The sequence below is a fragment of the Streptomyces sp. ISL-87 genome, assembly GCF_018614095.1.
Lineage (GTDB): Bacteria > Actinomycetota > Actinomycetes > Streptomycetales > Streptomycetaceae > Streptomyces.
The window spans coordinates 23,413-43,360 of sequence record NZ_JAGGOY010000019.1 but is presented as its reverse complement, the minus strand read 5'-3'; the positions used below and the strand labels follow the sequence as shown (position 1 = coordinate 43,360).

Here is a 19,948-nt window from a genome sequence, read left to right as displayed (position 1 = left end):
CGGATGTCGATGAGCTGCTGACCATGTCGCGGCCAGAGCTCGACCGGCTGTTCCGGGCCAGTTCCGCTGGGGACATACCGCAAGGTACGGGGGTGGGCACGGTTCTCCTGGCGCGTGGCGCGAAGGTGTCGAAGGTGGCGGCCGGGCTCGCGCGGCGGCTCGCGTGGCAGGGCAAGGTCTTCGACCGCGATGGTGGTGGGCTGCGCAACAGGGTCACACCGTTCGGTGTGCGCGCGATACGGGCGAAGGTCTATCGCGACGAGAGCCGGCTCGACGGCGGTGAATGCATCGTCCTGGACTACTCCCGCACCTCGCTTCTCGCGCACCGGATCCGGGATGAGATCCGCGAGATCGGCCCTGGTTTCTACCTCGGCATCGTCTATTGGGGGCGGCGGCGGGTCCTCAATTTCTCTCTGAGCTTCACCGCCCCGCACGCCTGAGGCGACGGTCCGTCAGCCGCGAGGCAAGGTTGGAGGTGCTGGGTATGCCGCATCAGCTGGCCGTCACCATCCGGGCCACTGTGCCCACTGCCCGGGTCGCCGACGTGCGGAAGGCGCTGAACGAGGCCAACCGGGAGGGAGCCGACGAGGTCTTCCGGTTCACCGAGGTGGAGGGGATCCATTTCGCGCGGCTGGTCCTGGTTCCCCAGGGGCCCGACAGTGCGGGCACATCGATGCCGGCCTGCGTCGTCTATATGAGCGAGGTGGACGCACCGCTGCACACACACCTCGCCGACCTCGCCCGGAGAGCCGACGGGCTTGAGAGGGTGTTCGGACACTGCGAGGGCTATCCGGTGGGCAATGTCCCGGACGGCGCGCGCGTCGCTTGGCTGCGGTCCCATTGTGTTTCCTGCGCGGCCTTCTACGTCAACACCGTCGGCAGGGGACGGCAGCAGATCCTGCGGGAGGCCCGGCTGCGGGAGGCGATCGAGGAGTTCCTCGACCAGCGCGGTACGGCCCTGTCGGGTATGAGTCCCCCGCGGGTGCGTGCCGCCATCCAGAAGTTCGTCACCGACCGCGAGGACCTGGCCTGGGCGCGTTCGCGGCCCGCGCCGCCCGCTCTGTGGTGGCGGGTCCGGCAAACAGCCCATCTCATCTGCGTCCCGGTGGTCGCGCTGGTGCTGCTGCCGCTCTTCGCGTTCGCCCTGCCTGTCTGGGCGGTGCTGCTGAGGCTGCAAGAACTGCGTGATGTGCCCAGCCGGGCGCGTCCGGACCGCGACCATATGCGCGAGCTCGCCGCCTACGAGGACTTCGTCGCACAGAACCCCTTCACCGCCGTGGGCCAGGTCAAGCGGGGCCGGTTCCGGCAGGCCACGCTCACCGCGATTCTGTTCGTCGTGGACTACGGGGTGCGCCACTTCTTCAAGCGGGGAAATCTCGCCGGGGTCAAGACCATCCACTTCGCCCGTTGGCTGTTCATCGACGACAAACGGCGGGTGATCTTCGCGAGCAACTACGACGGCAGCCTGGAAAGCTATATGGACGACTTCATCGACAAGCTCGCCTGGGGCCTCAACGCCGTCTTCGGCAACGGTTCGGGCTATCCGCGCACGCGGTGGCTCGTGTTCGGCGGCGCCAAGGACGAACTGGCCTTCAAGCACTATCTGCGCTCCCACCAGTTGCCGACTCAGGTCTGGTACTCCGCGTACGACACCCTGACCACGCACAACCTGGACACCAACGCCCGCATCCGCGCGGGCCTGTTCGCGAACCTCAGCCCGGCCGAGACCGAGGCCTGGCTCGCCCTGCTCTGAAGGAGGGGGTGACGTGATGGTGGCGACTTTGGAACTCGACGACATCCAGGGCCTCGTTCCCCGTGGCTACAGCGCCTTGAAGGCGGCCTGCTTCCTGATGCTCACGATCGCCGACCCGGCGAGCGCCCGCCCCGCTCTCGGACAGCTGGCGCTCCGGGTGACGAGCGGCCGCCCGGAGCCCTCGGACACCGCGGTGAACGTCGCCGTCACCTCGGACGGCATGAGGCTGCTGGGGCTGGAATCACCGGGTCTCGACGGCTTCTCCGAGGAATTCGTCTCGGGAATGACCGATCCCCACCGCAGCCGCTTCCTCGGCGATGTGGGGGAGAACGCGCCCCGGCACTGGCGATGGGGCGGCCCGGCCACCCCGCCCGTGCATGTCCTCGCCCTGTTGTACGCCCGTGACGAGCAGACGCTCGACCGGCTCGAAGCGGAGGTACGCCGGGACGTCCTCGCAACGGGCGCTCTCGTCGAGGCCGCCCGGCTGGGCACGGCCGCGCTGGCCGAGCGCGAACCCTTCGGCTTCCGGGACGGCATCTCCCAGCCGCTCATCGAGGGGCTGCCCAAGGCCGAGGCCGCCCGTACGAACGGCGCGGACGCCCGTGATGTGGTCAAGGCCGGCGAGTTCGTGCTCGGCTACCCCAACGAGTACGGTCTGCTGACAGACCGGCCGTTGCTGCCGCCCCCGTACGACTCCGCGGGCCTGCTCCCCCGCGGGCCCGGTGGCACCGGCGCGGACCTCGGGCGCAACGGCAGCTATCTGGTGTTCCGGCAGCTCCATCAGGACGTCGACGGGTTCCGGGGTTACCTCGACGACGCGACGCGACGCCCTGACGGCACCGACGATCCCGCCGCGCGCGACGCGCTCGCGGCACGCATGGTGGGACGCTGGCCGAGCGGCGCTCCGCTGGTCCATGCACCCCGGCAGGACGACCCTGGCCTCGCCACGGACAACGACTTCGGCTATTTCGCCACGGACCCGAACGGCTTGAGCTGCCCGCTCGGAGCCCATATCCGCCGGGCCAACCCGCGCGACTCGCTGGACCCCGAGCCGGGGTCCGCCGAGTCGCTCGCGATCGGCAGACGCCACCGGATCCTCCGTCGCGGCCGCGCCTACGGGCCCGGTGGGCCGGGGGCGGGGAGCGGATCCGGGCTGCATTTCCTCTGCCTCAACGCGAACATCTCGCGTCAGTTCGAATTCATCCAGCACACCTGGCTGAACAATCCGAACTTCAACGGGCTCTACGACTCCCCCGACCCGCTCGTGGCGCCACGCCTGAGCCGCGCGACGTTCACCGAACAGGCTCGGCCCGTACGCACCCGCCATGCCGATCTGCCACAGTTCGTATCCGTACAAGGTGGCGCCTACTTCTTTCTCCCCGGGCTCAAGGCGCTGCGCTATCTCTGTGCGGCCACCCGCGGGGGCGAGCAGCGGTGACCGGTGCGCGGCGGCTCAACGACGCGATCCTGGTGTGCGTCCACCTCGAACGGCGTTTGGACCCCTACATCCGGCCTCTGTTCGACCGGCTGTTCCTTGGGCCCGTGCAGGCTCTGGTGCAGTGGTTGATCAATGTCCGCCGCCGTGACGAGCATCTGCGCCTCGCCGAAGAGACGGTTCTGCCCGAGGAGGCGGAGATCGCCGAGGCCGTCGCACGGCAGATGGCCCGTTTCATCGAGCGCGAGTACGCGCCGGGAAGCGCCCAGCGGGCCGGGAACACCAAGACCTACGGAGTCGTGCGCGGGGAGTTCACCGTGCCGGACGGCTTGCCCGAGCGGCTGCGCCACGGCGTCTTCAGCCGCCCCGCCACCTTCCCCGCCCACGTCCGCTTCGCCGGGCCGGGCCCGCTCTCGCCACCCGACATCAAGGACAACGGCGTCCTCAGCATCGGCGTCAAGCTCCTGGGAGTCGAAGGCGAGAAGTTGCTCGACGACGAGCGGGCCACGCAGGACTTCACCGGCATCAGCGCTCCGACCTTCACCACTCCCGATGTCGTCGCGAACCTCGACCTGCAGCGGCACGTCTTCGACGGCACACCGGTCCTGTACTTCCTGAATCTCCGCCACCCGCACCTGTGCGACATGGTCATGCAGGGCTTGTACGCCAAGACCCACTCCAGCCCGCTGGAGGCCCGGTACTGGAGCTGTACGCCGTTTCTGCTCGGTGCGGGCCAGGCCATGCAGTACTCCGTGGTTCCCCGGGACAAGGCCCGCGGCCGGGCACCGTGGAACCCGCCGGACGACTACTTGCGGGATGCCCTGGCCACGACGTTGCGCGAGCGCGACGTCTTCTTCGACTTCCTCGTCCAGCCGCAGACCGACCCGCATCGGATGCCGATCGAGAACGCCTCGGTGGTCTGGCCCGAACGGCTGTCGCCGTTCATCCCGATGGCCACCCTGCGCCTGCCCAGACAGGAATTCGACGAGACGGAACAGTTCGCCCTTGCCGACCGGCTGTCCTTCAACCCCTGGCACGCCCTGCCCGAGCACCGGCCGCTGGGCAACCAGAACCGCGCCCGGCGCGCCGTCTATCTGCGGCTCTCCCGGCTCAGGCAGACCATGAACAGCACGCCGCACGAGGAACCCGGTGCGGGCATGTGACTCGGTCGGCCGCTTCGCGGCGGACTCGGCGCGCGGACCGGCAGCACATGGCATAGCTTCGTACGCAATGTGCGATACCCCCTTGGGAAGGGGCGATGACCATGGACGGACATACTCTCGCGCGATACGGCCTGGCCGGGATCCGGCTGGTGAACGGCGTCGCGTCGCTGCTGGCCCCACAGGTGGTGGCCCGTCGGCTGGGGGCGGATCCGAACCAGCCCGCGGTGATCTACGTGCTGCGGATGTTCGGTGTGCGCACCGTGGTCCTCGGCGCCGAGCTGTTGCTCCTCAAGGACGCCCACGAGCTCGACCGGGCGCTGCGCGTCGGCACACTCATCCATACGAGCGACGCGCTGTCGGCCGCCTGGGCCGGCCAGGAGGGCTCCCTGCCACGGCGGGCGGCGGTGGCCGCCACGGCGATCTCGACGGTCAATGTGGCCCTCGCCTTTCTGGCCCAGCGGCGGAACTGCTGTCCTTCAGCCGCCCACTGACGGCGCCCTCGCGCAACAACCGAACCGGACGGCCGGAAGGAATTCCACGATGCGTAAAGTTCCCGAAGGCTCCACGGGCCGTAAGACACCTCAGGGCGCCGGTGACACCGGCAGCGCCTCCTGGTTCGTGCGGGCGCACAACAAGCTGGCGTTGGCCGTCGATCACAAGATCGGCTGGCAGAATCTGCCGACGCCGCTCGGCATGCTGACCCTCATCGGCCTCCGCAACAACCTGCGCCGGTGGAATCTCTTCGACACCGCCACCTATCCGACGCGGAATCCACCGCCCGTCGAGCCTTCGAGCGCGCGGCATCTCACCGAGCGCACAGCGGACGGTACGTACAACGACCTGGCGAACCCGCGTATGGGCATGGCCGGTTCGCGCTTCGGCCGCAACGTCCCACCGGAGCGGACCTTCCCCGAGCCCGAACCCGAGATCATGTCCCCGAGCCCGCGTGAGGTGAGTCGCGCCGTCCTGACCAGGCACGAGTTCATCCCCGCCGAGTCCGTCAACGCGCTCGTCGCCGCGTGGCTGCAGTTCATGATCCGGGACTGGGTCAGCCATGGCCAGGGGACCGTGGACCACCCCTGGCACATCCAGCTGCTCGACGACGACCCATGGTCCGACCGCCCGATGCTCGTGCCGCGGACCATCCCCGACCCGACCCGTCCGGACGGTGGCGACGGCCTTCCACCGACGTACATCAACGAGAAGTCGCACTGGTGGGACGCGTCCCAGCTCTACGGCGACGACCTGGCGGCACAGCGGCGGCTGCGCACCGGCGAGGGCGGCAAGCTCAAGGTGCCCCGGAACGGCTCGCTGTTCTCGGACGACCCCGAACGGGATCCGGCGAGCGTCCCCGGATTCTGGGCGGGCCTCGCCATGATGCACACCCTGTTCATCCTCGAACACAACGCCATCTGCGACAGGCTGCGCGGCGAGTACCCCGGCTGGTCGGACGAGGAGATCTTCCAGCGGGCGCGTCTGATCACCGCGGCACTCATCGCCAAGATCCACACCATCGAGTGGACCCCCGCCGTCGTCAGCCATCCGACCTTGGTCACCGGAATGCGCGCCAACTGGTTCGGTGTGCTCGGCGAGCGAGTGCACAGACTGCTCGGCCGGCTCAGCTCCAGTGAGGTGCTGAGTGGCATCGTGGGCGGGCGCACCGACCACTTCGGCGTCCCGTACGCCCTCACCGAGGAGTTCGTGGCCGTCTACCGGATGCACCCCCTGGTTCCCGACGACTGGAGCTTCCGCTCCGCCAAGGACGACTCCCTGTTGCAGGAGGCGACCTTCCGGGACCTGACCGGCCGGCACGCCTACGAGATCCTCGGCAAGCACACCCTGCCCGACCTGTTCTACTCCTTCGGCACCTCGCACCCGGGCCTGGTGACCCTGCACAACTATCCGCGGTTCCTCCAGCAGTTCCAGCGCCCGGACGGCAAGCTCATGGACCTCGGAGCCGTCGACATCCTGCGTACCCGGGAACTCGGCGTACCGCGCTACAACGAATTCAGGCGTCAGCTGCACCTGCCTCCGGCGAAGGACTTCACCTCGCTCACGGACGATCCGGTCTGGGCCGGGGAGCTGCGCCGGGTGTACGAGAACGACATCGAGCGCGTCGACCTCATGGTCGGCATGTTCGCCGAGCCCCGGCCGAAGGGCTTCGCCTTCAGCGACACAGCCTTCCGGATCTTCGTCCTCATGGCGTCCCGCAGGCTCAACAGCGACCGGTTCCTCACCAAGGACTACACGCCGCAGGTGTACACACAGGCCGGTCTCGACTGGATCGAGAACAACACGATGGTCAGCGTGCTGCTGCGGCACTTCCCGGAGCTGCGCTCGTCCATGCGGTCGGTGACGAACGCCTTCGCCCCGTGGAAGACGGCCGGACCTCCGAGGTGACGACCCCGGCCGCCCACGACGCCCGCCGTTGTGCCGGCGTGGCTGGGGGTCGTGCTGGCCGTCGCCACGGGTGTGACGCGATGCCCAGGACGGACAGGCCCAGCAGCGGGCCCCAGGGGAACCGCTCCACGAAACGGGCGACGAGGAAGCCGACGGCGAGCCCTCCGATGCCTGCCGCACCCGAGACGACGCGACACCTCCGAGATCGAATGGCCTTCCGCGCATGTCAGGACGATGCGCGACCTCAGCGCCAATGCCTGAGACGTCGAGCGTCGACGCACCCACCCTTCAAGCACGGCCCGTTGGGCATCGGTCACCGACAACGGCGGGAGCTTCGGTCCAGGACGAGTCACACCAAACCCACGACGAATCTACGACTCAGGTCACTAGGTTCTGTCTCTACCGATCACGATCGGAGAGACAGAATTGCCGACGGCGTGAAGTCTGCTCAGTTCTTACGTGCAGTTACCAGAGCGAAGGAGAGGAATTCTCCGCCGTCTGTGGTGAGCATGTCGATGACGGGCTGGTTCGCGCTCCGGCCGTCCGGCGTGTGCTCGGCTGCTGCCCGGGCCCACAGCAGCCAGTCCCGCCAGGCGTCTTGCGGCAACCGCGCGGAGGTGACCTCCACGAGCTCGGTGATCGCCCACTGAAAGCGCCACCACTCCGCCGTGTGCCAGGCGATCGCTTCCCAGCCGACCACCTTCTTGATGTGGGGTGGGATGGCTCCGAGCTCACGGACCTCCCGTGTCATGGCGGGAGTCGCCATCGCCAGATGTCCGCCAGGGCGGAGGAACCGCGTCAGGTAGGGCAGGTAGCTGTCCGCCGTTCCGAAGTACTCGAACGCGTCCACGCTCACGATGGCGTCGAAGCTCTCCTCCTCGAACGGCAGGGCGTGCGCCTCAGCTCGCACGGCCTTCACCTGGTCCCCGACACCCGCCTCGGCGAAGACGGTTGCCGCGTCCTCGGGGGCGATCCACAAGTCGGCCGCAACGACCTGGGCGCCGTACTCGCGGGCCAGGAACACCGACGTGGCGCCCTTGCCGGAGCCGAGGTCGAGAATCCGCATCCCCGGGCGCAGATCAAGGTCCCGGGCGAGGTCTTCCAGCAGCCACAGCGGGTTCGGTCCCATGTCGAGGTTGAGCAACCAGGCGGGGTCATAGCGAGAGGAGCGCGGATAGCGGTCCGGACGTATGAGATCGTTCAAGTCAGTCACGAGCACGAACCCAAGCTGATCATCTGCTCAGGCACAACCCGTTTTCGCTCACCTCGGCTCCCCGGCGGCGGGGCACGATGCGGCAACAATCAGTTCGTCGCTGCGGTCACGAGCGGAGCCCACTCTGCCTCCACGGCTCAATGCAACGATCTGCCGCAGAGCCGCACCCCCTGCGACCTGTTGCGATAGGACCCTACGAGAGGGGCTATGCAACGTCACACCACCCCCCGTTGAACCCCTAGAGAACGGTGCGCAGGGCAGTCACGTAGTAGATGACGGCGACCTCTTCCAGATCGTCCTCGTACCGGCGGAGTTTCGGGGTAGGGGCAGGAACGGGCTCGCCCATAGTGGGGTCGACGGAGAGGGCGACCAGTGCGCGGTCGAGGGCATGGATCTCGTGGCGGCCGAGTTTGTTGAATCTGGTCGATGGCGCTGTCGGTGAAGGCGATCCTGGCGCGACGGCAGGAGTGTCGGCCCATCAGGCGACGTGTCCGCGCCCGGCGCCGAGCCCGGCCAGGCGCCGGTCCCGGACAACCTCCACGTAACCACGCCCCAGGTCCCCTATAGACCCGCCATTACACCTGCACAAAAAATCAGGACAAACAAGCCCACCTGGAAAACTCACCCAATTGGAGAAAATCCCAGGTCACAGCCCCGGGAGTGGAGCCTGTACACCCCACTCCACCAGCCGCAAAAGCCCCGATCGAACACCCCTCGCCCCGTTATGACCAACCAACCTGAACACACCCAGGTCGAATGCCCTGCCCAGGCACTACATCAATGACCGGCCATAGCAGCTCTCGGCGAAGGCGGTCGGGGATGTTAGGCCCGTACTGCCCAACGGATCACGGAGGCAGCCACCAGCAGGGACCGGGCCCAGGTCGGGACGTGGTGGGTCATACAGCCCCGGCGAAGCCCATGGTCATGGCACGTGATGGTCGAGCGTCCGGGGCCAGGTCGTGGACGTGCACGGTATCGAGCTGCGTGGTGGAAGCCTCGGTGAACACCGCGGTGGCGAGCTGTCCTGCCAAGTGCGGGTGCGCGGTGGCCCTGTGTTTGCATGGCGTCCGAACAGCCTTGGCCTCCGCGCGGTCATTCGGTGACGGTGGCGGGCGCGTCGTCCCAGGCCAGCGAGGACATCTTCCACCCTGACGGGGTCCGGACGAACTGGGTGGTTTTCTGGCCGCAGCCCTCGAACCACTCACCTTGGTGGAAGCCGGACTTGCGGTATTCGCTGAACCGGTGCGCGATCGATCCGAAGATCTCGGTCCGCTCGGCGACCTCCCATTCGGAGAACTCCGTCAGCGTCCCGTCTGTGAGCATCTTCTGCCGGGGCTCGATGAACGCGTCGAGATCGTAGATCACGGGCTCGTCCCCGACGTTCGCGATGATCCTCCCCTGCGGAATGAAGACGTCGCGGATGACTCCGAGGTCCGGTCGGCGGTCGCCGGTGTTGGTGAAGGCGCCGACGAACACGCTCATCAGCCGGTCGAGCTCGGCCTGAACGCCGGACCCGGACACTTCCCCGGGAGACGGCCATTCTTCGGAAAGGACCGACCAGACCTCGCTGTCGTGCCGCACACCTCGATACGAAGAACGCTGCCGCAGCACGCCGTCGCGGGTCATACCCAGCCGGCGCGCGACGTCGATGCTGCGGGTGTTGCCCGCAGCGACCCACCATTCGACGCGGCTCATCCCGCGTTTCTGGAACGCCCAGTCGATCAGCACCCGGCAGGCCCGGGTCACCAGGCCCCGTCCCTCCCCGGCCTGCTCCACCCAACAGCCGATCTCGCATACCCCGGAGTCGCTGTCAAAGCGGGTGAACATGACGCCGCCGACCAGCGTGCCGTCCAGCCAGATCCCGTAGATCCGGCCGGTGTCCTGGGCCAGACGGTCGGCGTAGCGTTGGAGAGAAGCCGTGGCCGAGTCGAGGTCAGTGCTGAACGTCGCCCAGGGTATCCACGGGTCCACGGAGACCCGGGCGCGGTCGATATGGGCGAGGAACTCCTGCGCCTGCCAGGGCTCCAAGGGACGGAGTTGGGCATGGTCGCCGAGCGTCAGGGTGAACATGGGAGTCTCACTCTCTGGATGCATAACAAGCGTTCGGTACGTAAGCTAGCAGCATGCCGCCCGCACCTGGAGACCGTGAAGCCCGCCGCAAGGACGTATCCGAGGCGGTGTGGCACGTGCTCGCCAACAAGGGGTTCGGTGGGCTGACCCTGCGTGCCGTCGCCGCTGCGATGGGCGTCTCGACCGGGATGCTCATGCACTACTTCCCGACGAAACGGGCCCTGATCACACACGCCTTGGACCTGCTGGAGAAGCGCACCGCAGAGAGGCCCCGCCGCGCGCGTCCCGCCGCGGGCCTCGCCACCGTGCGCGCCATGCTCCTGGACATCCTGCCGCTGACCCCGGGCGACACCGCCCGCAACCGCATCTGGGTCAGCTCATGGGACCTCTCCCTCGCCGACGACGGGCTGACCACGGAACAGGCCGACCGCTACACCCGGCTGCGCTCGACGATCCGCCTACACCTCGAAGCCGCACACGGCCTTGGCCAGCTCCCAGCAAACGCCGACCCGGAACAACTCGCCGCCACCGCAGTCGCCTTCACCCACGGACTTGTCGTCCAGGCCCTCTTCGACCCCCGCCGATTCCCCAATGACGTACAAATCACCATGCTCGACGACTTCCTCGCCTCGACCGCGCTGCCCCGTTCCAACGGCCGCCGCAGCCGACTGGCCCCTGATGTCGGCGAACGGTCTTACTGATCGTCTCAAAATAAGCCGCTGGCGGGGGCAGCGGTGGCGCTGGTTCATCCTTTGCGGTTCGTCCCTGGAGGTTTCGTGCCCGTCGGCTATGTGATCACCGTGGTGGCGGTTGCGCTCGGCACGGTGTTCGCGCTGCGGCCGGCACGGCGATCGCGCCCACTCGCCAGCTTGAGCTACTACCTCGGCCTGATCGTCAACGAACTGCCGTTCGTGGCCTTGTTCTGGATGCTGATCTGTCCGACGTCGGTGGCGTTCGCCCAGGGCGACATCGACTCGGCGGGCGGTTGGGCGACCGTCGGGCTGGCCGCCGCGACCGCGGTCGGGCTCGCGGTCGTCGCCCATCGTGCGCTGGGAGACAGGGACAGGATCGAGCACGCCATGGCCGAAGGGCTTGGCGCCGGATGGCGCACCGCCATCGACGCCGACTTCTCGGAAGGGCTGCGGCGCCGCCCCCCGTGGGCCCGCATCATGCTGCGGCCCAACTTCCGGCGCCGGCGGGGAGTCCGGCGCGTGGCCAACATGGCCTACGGCGACGCGGGCCGCAGGAACCTGCTCGACGTCTACCACCTCCGTTCACGGCCCGAAGGCGCGCCCGTACTGATCCACCTGCACGGCGGCGGCTACACCCAGGGCCGCAAGAACACCCAGTCACTTCCGCTGCTCTACCGGCTGGCGAGCCGAGGCTGGGTGTGCGTCAGCGCGAACTACCGTCTGGCTCCCCAGGCCCATCACCCCGACCACCTGATCGACCTGAAGAAGGTGATCACCTGGGTGCGCGAGCACGCCCACGAGTATGGGGCCGATCCGGCGACACTGTTCGTCGCGGGCAGTTCGGCGGGCGGGCACATGGCGGCACTGGCCGCGCTCACCCAGGGCGACCCCGCCTTCCAGCCGGGCTTCGAGAGCGCGGACACCTCGGTGACCGCCGCTATCTGCCTGAACGGCTACTACGGCCCCATCAGCGACGATCCTGAGTCCTCGCCGTTGGCCCACATCGCGCCCGACGCCCCGCCGTTCTTCCTGGCCCACGGCGACCTGGACCCACTGGCGCCGGTGGCCGACGTCCGGCAGGTCGCCGACCGGCTGCGCCGCACCTCCTCCGACGCGGTCGTCTACGCCGAGTTGCGCGGCGGGAACCACGCCTTCGACCTGTACCACTCGCTCCGCTTCGAGGCGGTCATCGACGCGATCGAGGCTTTCGCCGCCTGGGTGAGATCACGAGAGAGGAAGCCCCAGCCCTAGCATGCGACGTTCCTCTTGGCGGTTGCGCGTTTGGTCCCGGACGGTTGTGGGTGCTGTTCCAGCGGGTGGTGCCGGACGCGCCGACGCGGCCGCAGGGCGGTGGCCGACGCCGTTATGGGGATCGGTAGGTGTTGGCGGCGATCGTGTTCGTCGCGACCTCCGGGGGCACGTGGCGTCAACTTCCGCCGTGCTTCGGCCCGTCGGACCCACCGCGCACCGGCGCTTCGCAGGGTGGAGCCGGGCGCGGGTGTGGGCCAAGCCGCATCGCCTGGTCCTTGACGAGTTCGGCGCCCGCGGCGAGTTGGACTGGCCGCGGTGCGCGATCGACTCGGTGAACATGCGAGCCCTGAAAGGGGGGACCTGACGGGTCCGAATCCCGTAGATCGCGGTAAGAAGGGATCAAAGATCCACTTGATCACTGAGCGGACCGGCCTGCCCATCTCCATCGGGATCTCCGCCGCGAATACCCATGACAGCCGCCGTCAACGCCGGCCTGACAGGGCTGATTCAAAGTCTTCGTGATCATGTGGAAGTGCTGGTCACAACGGGGTGACGATCCATCGAGGCATCGCTACGAACGCAACGAAGCTCCGGTTGACGGGGTGACCTCTCAAGTCGCCCTGAACACCCGGAGCTTCGATGTGCCGTCAGTCTGCCACCGTCTGCCTGATCAAGTCGCCCACGCGTCAACACCGTGAGGTCCCGCAGCTGGACGGCCGGCTGCGGACACTGCCCGACCCGCGCAAGCGCCGTGGACGCCGTCACCCGCTGGTGTCGGTGCTGTTGACGGCCGCCTGCGCTGTCCTGGCCGGAGCCCGCTCCTACTTGGCGATCGGCCAGTGGGCCCGCAACGCACCCCAGGACACCCTGGCCAGGCTCGGTGTCCGCGGAGCCGGCCCGCTCGCTGTCCGCCGTGCGCCCAGCACCTCGACCATCCGGCGCGTCCTGCTCGCCGTGTGTCCTGGGGGACTCGCCGACCTGCTCGGTGCGGACCCGTCCACCGCCGAAAGCCTGGCCGTGGACGGCAAGACCGCCCGCGGCTCACGCACCGGTACCGGCCCGGCCGCGCACCTGCTCGCCGCTGTCTCCGGCGGCGGGCAGACCGTCAGCCAGCTGCGAGTACCGGACAAGACGAACGAAATCACCGCGTTCACGCGATTGCTGGCGCCCTTCGATCTGACCGGCGTCGTGGTCACCGCCGATGCCCTGCACACCCAGCGCGGGCATGCCCGCTTCCTGGTCGAGCAGAAGGAGGCGCACTATCTGCTGGTGGTCAAGGCCAACCAGCCGACGCTGTTCGCGCAACTGCGGGCACTGCCGTGGAAGGAAGTGACCGCCCGGCGCTATGACCGAGAGGCCGGCCACGGCCGCAAGGAGACCCGGGCCACCAGGTGTCTGACCGTCACCGGCCTGGGGCTGGACTTCCCGCACGCCGTGCAGGCCGCCCGCATCCTGCGGCACCGCACCGACCGGAAGACCGGGAAAGTGACCAGGCAAACCGTCTACGCGCTCACCGACCTCACCGCGCGTGAGGCGTCACCGCTTCGGATCGGCAGGCTGGCCCGGTCACAGTGGGTGATCGAGAACCGGCTGCACTTCGTACGCGACACCACCTTCGCCGAGGACGCCTCGAAGATCCACACCGGGCACGGCCCGGAGAACATGGCAACACTACGAAACCTGGCCGTCAACACCCTCCGCACGGCCGGACACCGCAACATCGCCGCCGGCCTCCGCGAGGTCTCCTACCACCCCTTCACCCACCCACTCGACCTCCTGGACGTGGCCTGACCTGCACCACCACATGATCACCAGGACTTTGAATCAGCCCTGGCCGGCCTGACCCTCCCCTACCACAACGGCCGTACCGAAGGTGTCAACACCCGCACCAAGAAGATCAGGCGGCAGATGCACGGCCGCGCGAGCTTCGAACTCCTCCGCCACCGCATCCTGCTCCAGTGACGAGCACTCACCGTCACCACCGACTACGAAACAGAGCCGAAGGATTTACAGTCCCGGACTGGGCCTGGCTGGGGGCGGCGCGGGCGGCCAGGGCGCGGCGGATGTCCAGCGCTTCGGCCTCGGGCGCGTTGGCAGCCGTTCGGTTCCCCGAAGGCCCCGTTATGGGCGAGACAGCGACGACAACCGGCCGCCGCCGCGCTGGCGGCCGTGCTCGCTGTCAGATTTTCACTCAAGATCAACGCTAGGCTGTTCTCAGCTATTTATGGGGGATTACGTGGACATAGACATCAAGACGCACTATGTACGGCAAGGCGCGGGAGGAGCCCGCTCGGCCGCCGAAGCCGCACTGGAGAACCTTCGCCGGTCCCTCGATTCGAGTGACACGGCAGCCGGCGGCCACCACGGCTGGGCCTCCGCCGCGGCGCTGAAGCGGTGCGCGACCGCCTGGGAGGACCACATGGTCGATCTGGGGAAGCAGATGAACACCATGGCCGACAACCTCCACACCACAGCCAACGCCTACGACACCACGAATGCCCAGGCGAAGGACGCCTTCAACAGGCTCCAGCACGGCCTCGCCGACTTCGGGAGAAACTGACCCGTGGTCTCCTATCACGACCTGCACGGCTGCCGCGTGGACCAGTGGCAGAAGGCCGCGGACGACTGGGTCGACCTTGCCCGGCGCTCCTCTTCCGCCTCCGAGGACATTCGCGCGCAGGGCAAGAAACCGCTCGACGACCACTGGGCCGACGCCACCGGCAAAACGGCCGGCAAGCGCCTGGAGGACCTCGCCGACCGCCTGGAAGCGGGCGGCGACATCATGAAGGGCGTCGCCATGGTGCTCGACGCACTCGCCCACTCCATGGGGTACGCCCAGCGCACCCTGTTCCACGCGGTCGAACTGGCGGGCGAGCGCGGGCTTCAGATCCAGGACGGCCGCGCCGTGGGCGCGTACACGAGCGCCGCACCCACGGGACCGAACGTCCCGCAGAGCGTGCGCGACGCCTATACCAAGGAATTGGGCAGCATATCCGAGGTCAACGGACTGATAGAGGAGGCGCTGCGCGAGGCCTCACAGGCGGATTCGAAGGCCTCCGTCGAACTGGACAAGCCAGCGACGACCATCAACGTCGCCAACCCCTCACAGGCACACAACGAGATCCTGGTTGAGGCCTCCCACGTCGAATTCGAGATACTCAGGTCCGACATTCCGGTCGGGAAAGACCCGCACCTCGTTCGCGCCTGGTGGGACGGCCTGACACCACAGCAGCAGAAGGACCTCATGCGGGCCGACCCAGTGACCATCGCCGACCTCAAGGGCCTGCCACCCGAGGTCGGGCGTGAACTCCGGGGACCCGACGGGAAGATCGACCGGGTCGAGATGGTGCGGTACGCACTGGACCACTGGGACACCAAGGACTCCCGGGCGACGTCATCTTCTACGAGCAGGTGGCTCCCGACCCGGACGAGCCCCAGGGCGAGATCTACCACGCCGCCGTGGTCACCTCGGTGACCCCTGACGGCGACATCAAACTGAGCCAGCACACCAGCTCGTTCCAGAACGTGAGCCTGGACAGCCGGGAACACATCGCCACCAAGAACCACGGCGAGCAGCGCATCCACATCGTCCGACCGCATCCGAATTGGTACTGATGAACACTCCCCCCTCCCCCGACGCGTTCCACGACACCACCCAGAAGCGCCCGGTCACGCCCGGCACGGTGATCGCGGCCCTACTTATCCCGGTTGTGGCCGCTCTCGGCGTGGTCACTTCCTTGCAGGTCCAAGACATCGACCGCGACTGGGTCGAACGGCAACAGGCAGCATGCCAGCACATGCCGTTCCCGAAGATGGAACACGTCGCCGCGTGGGCGGGGCCGATCCTCGGCATATCAGCAGTGGTCGTCTGCGTACTGCTCGCCAAGCAGATCCGCCGGCACTACCGTCTCCGGCTCTGGGACACGTGGCCGGGGCTCGTGGCCTTCGTCAGCGTGTCGCTCAACGTGCCGGCGATGCTCCTGGAGCTATTCATGCTCTGGGCCACCTACACCCCCGACGGGTCGGGGCCAATCCTGGGCGACTGCGGGTAAGCACCACGGCGAACCGACCGCGGCACCCGGGCACCGGCGGGGCGCCCGGGTGCCGCGGTCGAGCATCCTCCTACTGCTCGCGGCCGCCTGCACGACCGCTGCCGCGACGCCGTGGCCCACGAGGCATTGTCCGACCCCGACCGGATTGGTACTGATGGCTGCGTCAGGTGGGTGGGCCCGTTCAGCCGGACCACGAGACTGTTCGCGGCGGCGGCGAACGCCATGTTCACGACAGCTGCACGCAGCGCCGCTTGCCTCCCTCGGGCCTGCAGAAGAGCCGCGTCCACGCCCCGCACCCGCGCTGGGTGAGCTCCAGCCCGGCGCGCTGGACCTGCTTGACGGCCGTGTGGCTGTCCTTGAGCCGTCCGGCGCTGCGCTCCTGCCTTGGTCGGGCCGGGCCGGGCCGGGCCGCCCATGTGCTGGGTACCGGCACATGTCGCATCCGGGCGAGGGCGGATCGATTCGGCTTGCACTGTGCAGGTGAGCGAGGCTGCACCGGCTGAACGCAGGCGGGTAGAACAGTGGCCGTGCCCAGGGCCGATGGCGGACGGCGGATGCCGAAGCACGGCGCCCTTGCACTCCCGTCCCATGGAGATCAGTATGCCCACGACGAAGTGGACCGATGAGCTGCTGGACCCGCTGCGAAAGGCTGGCCATCCGCTGGCTGACGCAGCGATCGAGGAGCTTTACGAGCCCGTCCAGCAGGATCAGGTCCGCGAGGCCCTGCTCCTGCTGGACGGGAACAGCGAGGCCGTTCCGGCCGGGCTCCCGCCGAAACTGCAGGAGTACTTCACCCGCAGCGCCGCCCTGCCCGACTGGGCCGACCCGGCCCTGCCAACGCGCGGCCAGGGCCTGCTCGGCCGCTACCAGGGCCACATCGGCAGCACCCTGCTGTGCGGCTCCCTGCCCCTGTGCTACGGCTGTGCCGAGGGGGCCGCTGGGGGGTGTCCGGCGGACACCCCCCAGCGGAAGCCCTACGGGACGACCTTGCCGACGCCTCCCAGGGCCTGGGCGGCACGCTGGTCGATCTGCCACAGCTGGCCCTGGCCGTTGCTGACGTAGATCCAGCCGCCCACGGTGTCCAGCGCGAGCCCCGCACACGTCCCGAGGCCGGAGGCCACCACGCGCTGCGCGCCGTCCGCGAGGGTGATCTCGTAGAGACGCCCGTTCACGCGGTCGATGGTGTACGCCCGGCCGGCGCCGTCGAGCGCCACGCGGATGGTGCTGGCCCCGGCAAGGGTGGCCACGACGCGATTGGTGCCGTCGGCCAGGTTGATCTCGTACAGCTTGCCGCCGTTGTCCTTCTGACCGACGTACGCCTTGCCCCTGCCGTCCAGAGCCACTCCCGCGATGCCCTGCCCCAGACCGGTGGCGATCGTGGTCTTCCGCCCGCCCGGCAGGTCGACCGCGATCAGCTGTCCGTCGGTCCAGTTGGCGACATAGGCCTTGCTCGCCGCCGCGTCCAGCGCGACGCCGAACGCGCCCGGGACGTCGGCGATCTTGCGGGAGGTGCCGTCGGACAGGTTCACCGCGAGCAGGCGCCCACCGGCCCAGTCCGTGGTGTAAGCCGTGGCCTGCCGGTCGACCTCCACATCGCCGAGGTCGCCCAGGGCGCTCGCGGCCACGCGCTGGGCGCCGGTGTCGACCTTCACCGCGGACAGCTTCTGGCCGCCCCGGTCGGCGACGTACGCCGTGTTCCGCGACGGGTCGACCGCCAGGCCTTCGGACGTGCCCAGACCCGTCGCGATCAGGGCGTAGCTCCGCTTGTTGGCGATGAGCTTCGACAGGTCTTCGAGCTTCGGCATGTCTTCGTCGCTGATGCTCACCTTCGGCGGTCCGAACGCCTTCGTGGACGACGAGGCCATCTTGGACGTCGAGCCCGGGTCTTCGGAGACCTGACGCTGAGCGGCGGCCGCACCCTGGGCGTTCTGGAAGAGCGGGCCCAGGAAACCCATGACGTCGAACGCGCCGTGCGCGGTCTGGCGCACGAGCCACGGGTCGCGCCCGCTCTCCAGCTTGCGCACGGCCTCCGAGACGTCCCCGGCTCCGGGTGTGTCCTTGTTGAGTTTCTGAGCGGACTTGTCGGCGGAACCGGCCTCGTTTCCGCTGTTGTCGAAGATGTTCTTGAAGGACATGGGCTTCTCCCCTAGAGCGGCTGCTTCTGCGTCTGGTAATCGAGTACTTCCGGCTGGAACACCCGGTGTTCCCCGGCGCGGACGGCGACGGTTTCGGCCGTCCCCTTCTGCATGAACCGCTTTCCTTCGTCGGCCACGTCGAAGTGGCTGGAATCGAGGGCGGCTTCGCCGAGTTTCCACGCGATGACCTTGGAATACCTCGGCTCGGCGCCCTGCTTGGCAGTTTCCTTGACCTCGACCGGATCGGGATAGTACAAGGCGACCCAGCCGCCGAAGGTGACGGGGAATTCGTAGTCGAACTGGCGGATCTGGCGACGGGTGGTGGCCAGGACGTCCACCCGGCTGCTGACTTCCAGACTCACCGATGACACGTGTTTCCATTCGGTGGTCAGCGAACCACTGACGGAGCCGGTGATCCCGAGCGCCAGCTCACCCCACAGCTCCCCGGTGCCGGTGACGGAGCTCGTGGCGGTGGTGTTGCTCGTGGCCTCCGTCTGGGATTCCGTGTTGACGCCCTGGTTGTCCTTGCTGTTGAGCAGGGTGGTCTTCTGGTACTGCTTCATATCCATGCTCTTCTGCAGCTGTTGCTGGAGCGCTGCGGTGGATTTCGCCCCGAAGGTGAGCTTCACCTCCCCTTGCAGGGACCAGCTGATCGTGTTCGAAATGGAGAACTCGACCGTGTCTGTCACGGTGATCTTGATCGGGTCGGTGCCGTTGATGTACGTCTGCTTGGAGATCATGTCGGGAGGGGGCTGCTGGATGTCGCTCCGCTCTTCGATGACCGGTACGCCGACATTCATCCAGGCGCGCCAGCCGCGCGCGTGCGCGGTCTGCTCGTCGTCGGGGAATCCGGGGTAGCTCACCATGTTCAGGGAGAACCCGATGGGATTGACCTGCTCACCCCCGCCCTGACGGTTTCGCCTGAATACACCCCTGTTCAGATTCCGCTCCAAGATGCCGGCGGCCCTGGCGGCGATGCCGAGTTCCTCTTGGTTCCGCGTTGTTAGCGGGTGCCGCATGAATACGTCATTGATGTAGGCGGTGCCTACATCGTTCCTCGCGCTGCCTTGTCCCATGATCCTCAGTCCCTCCCCTGCGTCGCGGACTGGTGACGGTACGCATTCGGACGCGGGTGAGGCACCGAGCCGAACTCGCCACCTGGTGAGAACCGGTCATATGCCGCTGACCACGCACTTGATCACGATCGGGCGGCGCGCGCGCCCCGGCCTGTCCGCCGCCCCAGGTGCACTTTTGCTTGATCCACTGAGGCCAAGATCCCGGAAGCAGCGCGGCGGCTGCCGACCCGGCCGGGTGCGCGACGTGTCCGGATCTACGGCCCCGGGGCTGCCTCGCCGTAGTCGGGTCACCGCTTCCGGCTCGATTTGGCTCCAGCCGAATGTTCGACACCGCAGCGCGGCGGCATCCCGGCGGGCGGCCTCACCGAACGGCGGGCCGCCCGCGACTGCTGCAACACGCCATATGGGCCCTGCGCCGGTGCGGGCGGCGTTGCCGAGCACCATGGACGGGGTGATGCGTACGAATACGCGTACTGCCCCGTCGGAGGTTTCCTCGTACTCCTTGTCGGCGCCCGGGCCCAGGTACTCCTCGGCGATGCGGACGGCGACCGCCCAGCCAGTGCCCTCGGCGAGGGTGGCGGTGCCGCGGATCTCCGCGTAGAGGTAGAGGTTGGCGAGGCCACTCGGCGCGACCATGCACCACAGCTAATTGGGCGGCGGGGTGGGCTGTCAGGCGGGAAGGCGCCCGCCCTGCCAGGATGGAATTGA

At 68.1% G+C, this 19,948-nt stretch carries 20 protein-coding genes and 2 pseudogenes; 16 read left to right on the top strand and 6 right to left on the bottom strand.

The genetic code is table 11. The annotated features are described in order from the left end of the window. From J7I97_RS07555 to J7I97_RS07530, 6 genes are all read left to right on the top strand, one after another. A partial coding sequence (locus J7I97_RS07555; protein ID WP_214931938.1) for a hypothetical protein occupies positions 1-440 on the top strand: 440 nt, incomplete at its 5' end. Positions 441-484: 44 nt separating this feature from the next. Next, on the top strand, positions 485-1,753 hold the full coding sequence (locus J7I97_RS07550; RefSeq protein ID WP_214931935.1) for a hypothetical protein: 1,269 nt from the start codon (positions 485-487) through the stop codon (positions 1,751-1,753). Between the two features lie 16 nt (positions 1,754-1,769). Continuing rightward, complete coding sequence (locus tag J7I97_RS07545; protein WP_214931933.1) at positions 1,770-3,191, top strand: peroxidase; 1,422 nt, start codon at positions 1,770-1,772, stop codon at positions 3,189-3,191. After that, positions 3,188-4,351 (top strand): catalase family protein, encoded by a 1,164-nt coding sequence (locus J7I97_RS07540; RefSeq protein WP_214931931.1) that lies wholly within the window; start codon positions 3,188-3,190, stop codon positions 4,349-4,351. The genes J7I97_RS07545 and J7I97_RS07540 overlap by 4 nt, the downstream gene beginning before the upstream one ends. Positions 4,352-4,452: 101 nt before the next feature. After that, positions 4,453-4,842: a hypothetical protein gene (locus J7I97_RS07535; protein WP_214931929.1), complete on the top strand. Its 390-nt coding sequence runs from the start codon at positions 4,453-4,455 to the stop codon at positions 4,840-4,842. A gap of 49 nt (positions 4,843-4,891) precedes the next feature. Beyond that, entirely contained in the window at positions 4,892-6,751 is a 1,860-nt protein-coding gene (locus J7I97_RS07530; RefSeq protein WP_214931927.1) for a peroxidase family protein, read from the top strand. A 448-nt stretch (positions 6,752-7,199) separates the two neighbouring features. Here the strand turns inward: J7I97_RS07530 and J7I97_RS07525 are convergent, their stop codons facing one another. Next, positions 7,200-7,964, bottom strand: a complete 765-nt coding sequence (locus J7I97_RS07525) for a cyclopropane-fatty-acyl-phospholipid synthase family protein (protein WP_214931926.1) — start codon at positions 7,962-7,964, stop codon at positions 7,200-7,202. A 1,092-nt stretch (positions 7,965-9,056) separates the two neighbouring features. Continuing rightward, on the bottom strand, positions 9,057-10,034 hold the full coding sequence (locus tag J7I97_RS07515) for a GNAT family N-acetyltransferase (RefSeq protein WP_214931924.1): 978 nt from the start codon (positions 10,032-10,034) through the stop codon (positions 9,057-9,059). A gap of 53 nt (positions 10,035-10,087) precedes the next feature. On the opposite strand from J7I97_RS07515, the gene J7I97_RS07510 reads away from it, so the two are divergent. From J7I97_RS07510 to J7I97_RS07470, 9 genes and pseudogenes are all read left to right on the top strand, one after another. Next, a complete protein-coding gene (locus tag J7I97_RS07510) occupies positions 10,088-10,735 on the top strand; it encodes a TetR/AcrR family transcriptional regulator (protein WP_214931922.1) in 648 nt (215 codons plus the stop codon). Between the two features lie 75 nt (positions 10,736-10,810). Beyond that, positions 10,811-11,977 carry an alpha/beta hydrolase gene (locus J7I97_RS07505; protein ID WP_214931920.1) on the top strand — a complete coding sequence of 389 codons (1,167 nt, stop codon included), beginning with the start codon at positions 10,811-10,813 and terminating at the stop codon, positions 11,975-11,977. A 44-nt stretch (positions 11,978-12,021) separates the two neighbouring features. Beyond that, positions 12,022-12,457: pseudogene (locus tag J7I97_RS07500) on the top strand (transposase); the annotation flags it as partial. Between the two features lie 159 nt (positions 12,458-12,616). Continuing rightward, positions 12,617-13,768: an ISAs1 family transposase gene (locus J7I97_RS07495; RefSeq protein ID WP_251058573.1), complete on the top strand. Its 1,152-nt coding sequence runs from the start codon at positions 12,617-12,619 to the stop codon at positions 13,766-13,768. A 39-nt stretch (positions 13,769-13,807) separates the two neighbouring features. Then, a pseudogene (locus tag J7I97_RS07490) lies at positions 13,808-13,939 on the top strand (transposase); the annotation flags it as partial. Between the two features lie 274 nt (positions 13,940-14,213). Next, the gene (locus J7I97_RS07485) at positions 14,214-14,537 is read left to right on the top strand and encodes a type VII secretion target (protein WP_214931919.1); all 324 of its coding nucleotides are present in this window, start codon (positions 14,214-14,216) and stop codon (positions 14,535-14,537) included. 3 nt (positions 14,538-14,540) lie between these two features. Continuing rightward, a complete protein-coding gene (locus J7I97_RS07480; RefSeq protein WP_214931917.1) occupies positions 14,541-15,452 on the top strand; it encodes a hypothetical protein in 912 nt (303 codons plus the stop codon). Next, complete coding sequence (locus J7I97_RS07475) at positions 15,437-15,592, top strand: hypothetical protein (RefSeq protein ID WP_214931916.1); 156 nt, start codon at positions 15,437-15,439, stop codon at positions 15,590-15,592. The genes J7I97_RS07480 and J7I97_RS07475 overlap by 16 nt, the downstream gene beginning before the upstream one ends. Then, a complete protein-coding gene (locus J7I97_RS07470) occupies positions 15,592-16,029 on the top strand; it encodes a hypothetical protein (protein ID WP_214931913.1) in 438 nt (145 codons plus the stop codon). Before J7I97_RS07475 ends, J7I97_RS07470 begins: the two co-directional genes overlap by 1 nt. Positions 16,030-16,255: 226 nt before the next feature. On the opposite strand, the gene J7I97_RS07465 is transcribed toward J7I97_RS07470, so the two are convergent. Then, positions 16,256-16,471 (bottom strand): hypothetical protein, encoded by a 216-nt coding sequence (locus tag J7I97_RS07465; protein ID WP_214931911.1) that lies wholly within the window; start codon positions 16,469-16,471, stop codon positions 16,256-16,258. A 158-nt stretch (positions 16,472-16,629) separates the two neighbouring features. Between J7I97_RS07465 and J7I97_RS07460 the strand changes: the two genes are divergently transcribed. Further along, on the top strand, positions 16,630-17,091 hold the full coding sequence (locus J7I97_RS07460) for a hypothetical protein (protein WP_214931909.1): 462 nt from the start codon (positions 16,630-16,632) through the stop codon (positions 17,089-17,091). On the opposite strand, the gene J7I97_RS07455 is transcribed toward J7I97_RS07460, so the two are convergent. The 3 genes from J7I97_RS07455 to J7I97_RS07445 all read right to left on the bottom strand — a co-directional run bounded on the left by J7I97_RS07455 (position 17,004) and on the right by J7I97_RS07445 (position 19,876). Next, entirely contained in the window at positions 17,004-18,164 is a 1,161-nt protein-coding gene (locus J7I97_RS07455) for a hypothetical protein (protein WP_214931907.1), read from the bottom strand. The genes J7I97_RS07460 and J7I97_RS07455 overlap by 88 nt on opposite strands. 11 nt (positions 18,165-18,175) lie before the next feature. Further along, on the bottom strand, positions 18,176-19,240 hold the full coding sequence (locus J7I97_RS07450; RefSeq protein ID WP_214931905.1) for a gluconolaconase: 1,065 nt from the start codon (positions 19,238-19,240) through the stop codon (positions 18,176-18,178). 96 nt (positions 19,241-19,336) lie between these two features. After that, positions 19,337-19,876: a hypothetical protein gene (locus J7I97_RS07445; protein ID WP_214931903.1), complete on the bottom strand. Its 540-nt coding sequence runs from the start codon at positions 19,874-19,876 to the stop codon at positions 19,337-19,339. Positions 19,877-19,948 lie beyond the last annotated feature (72 nt).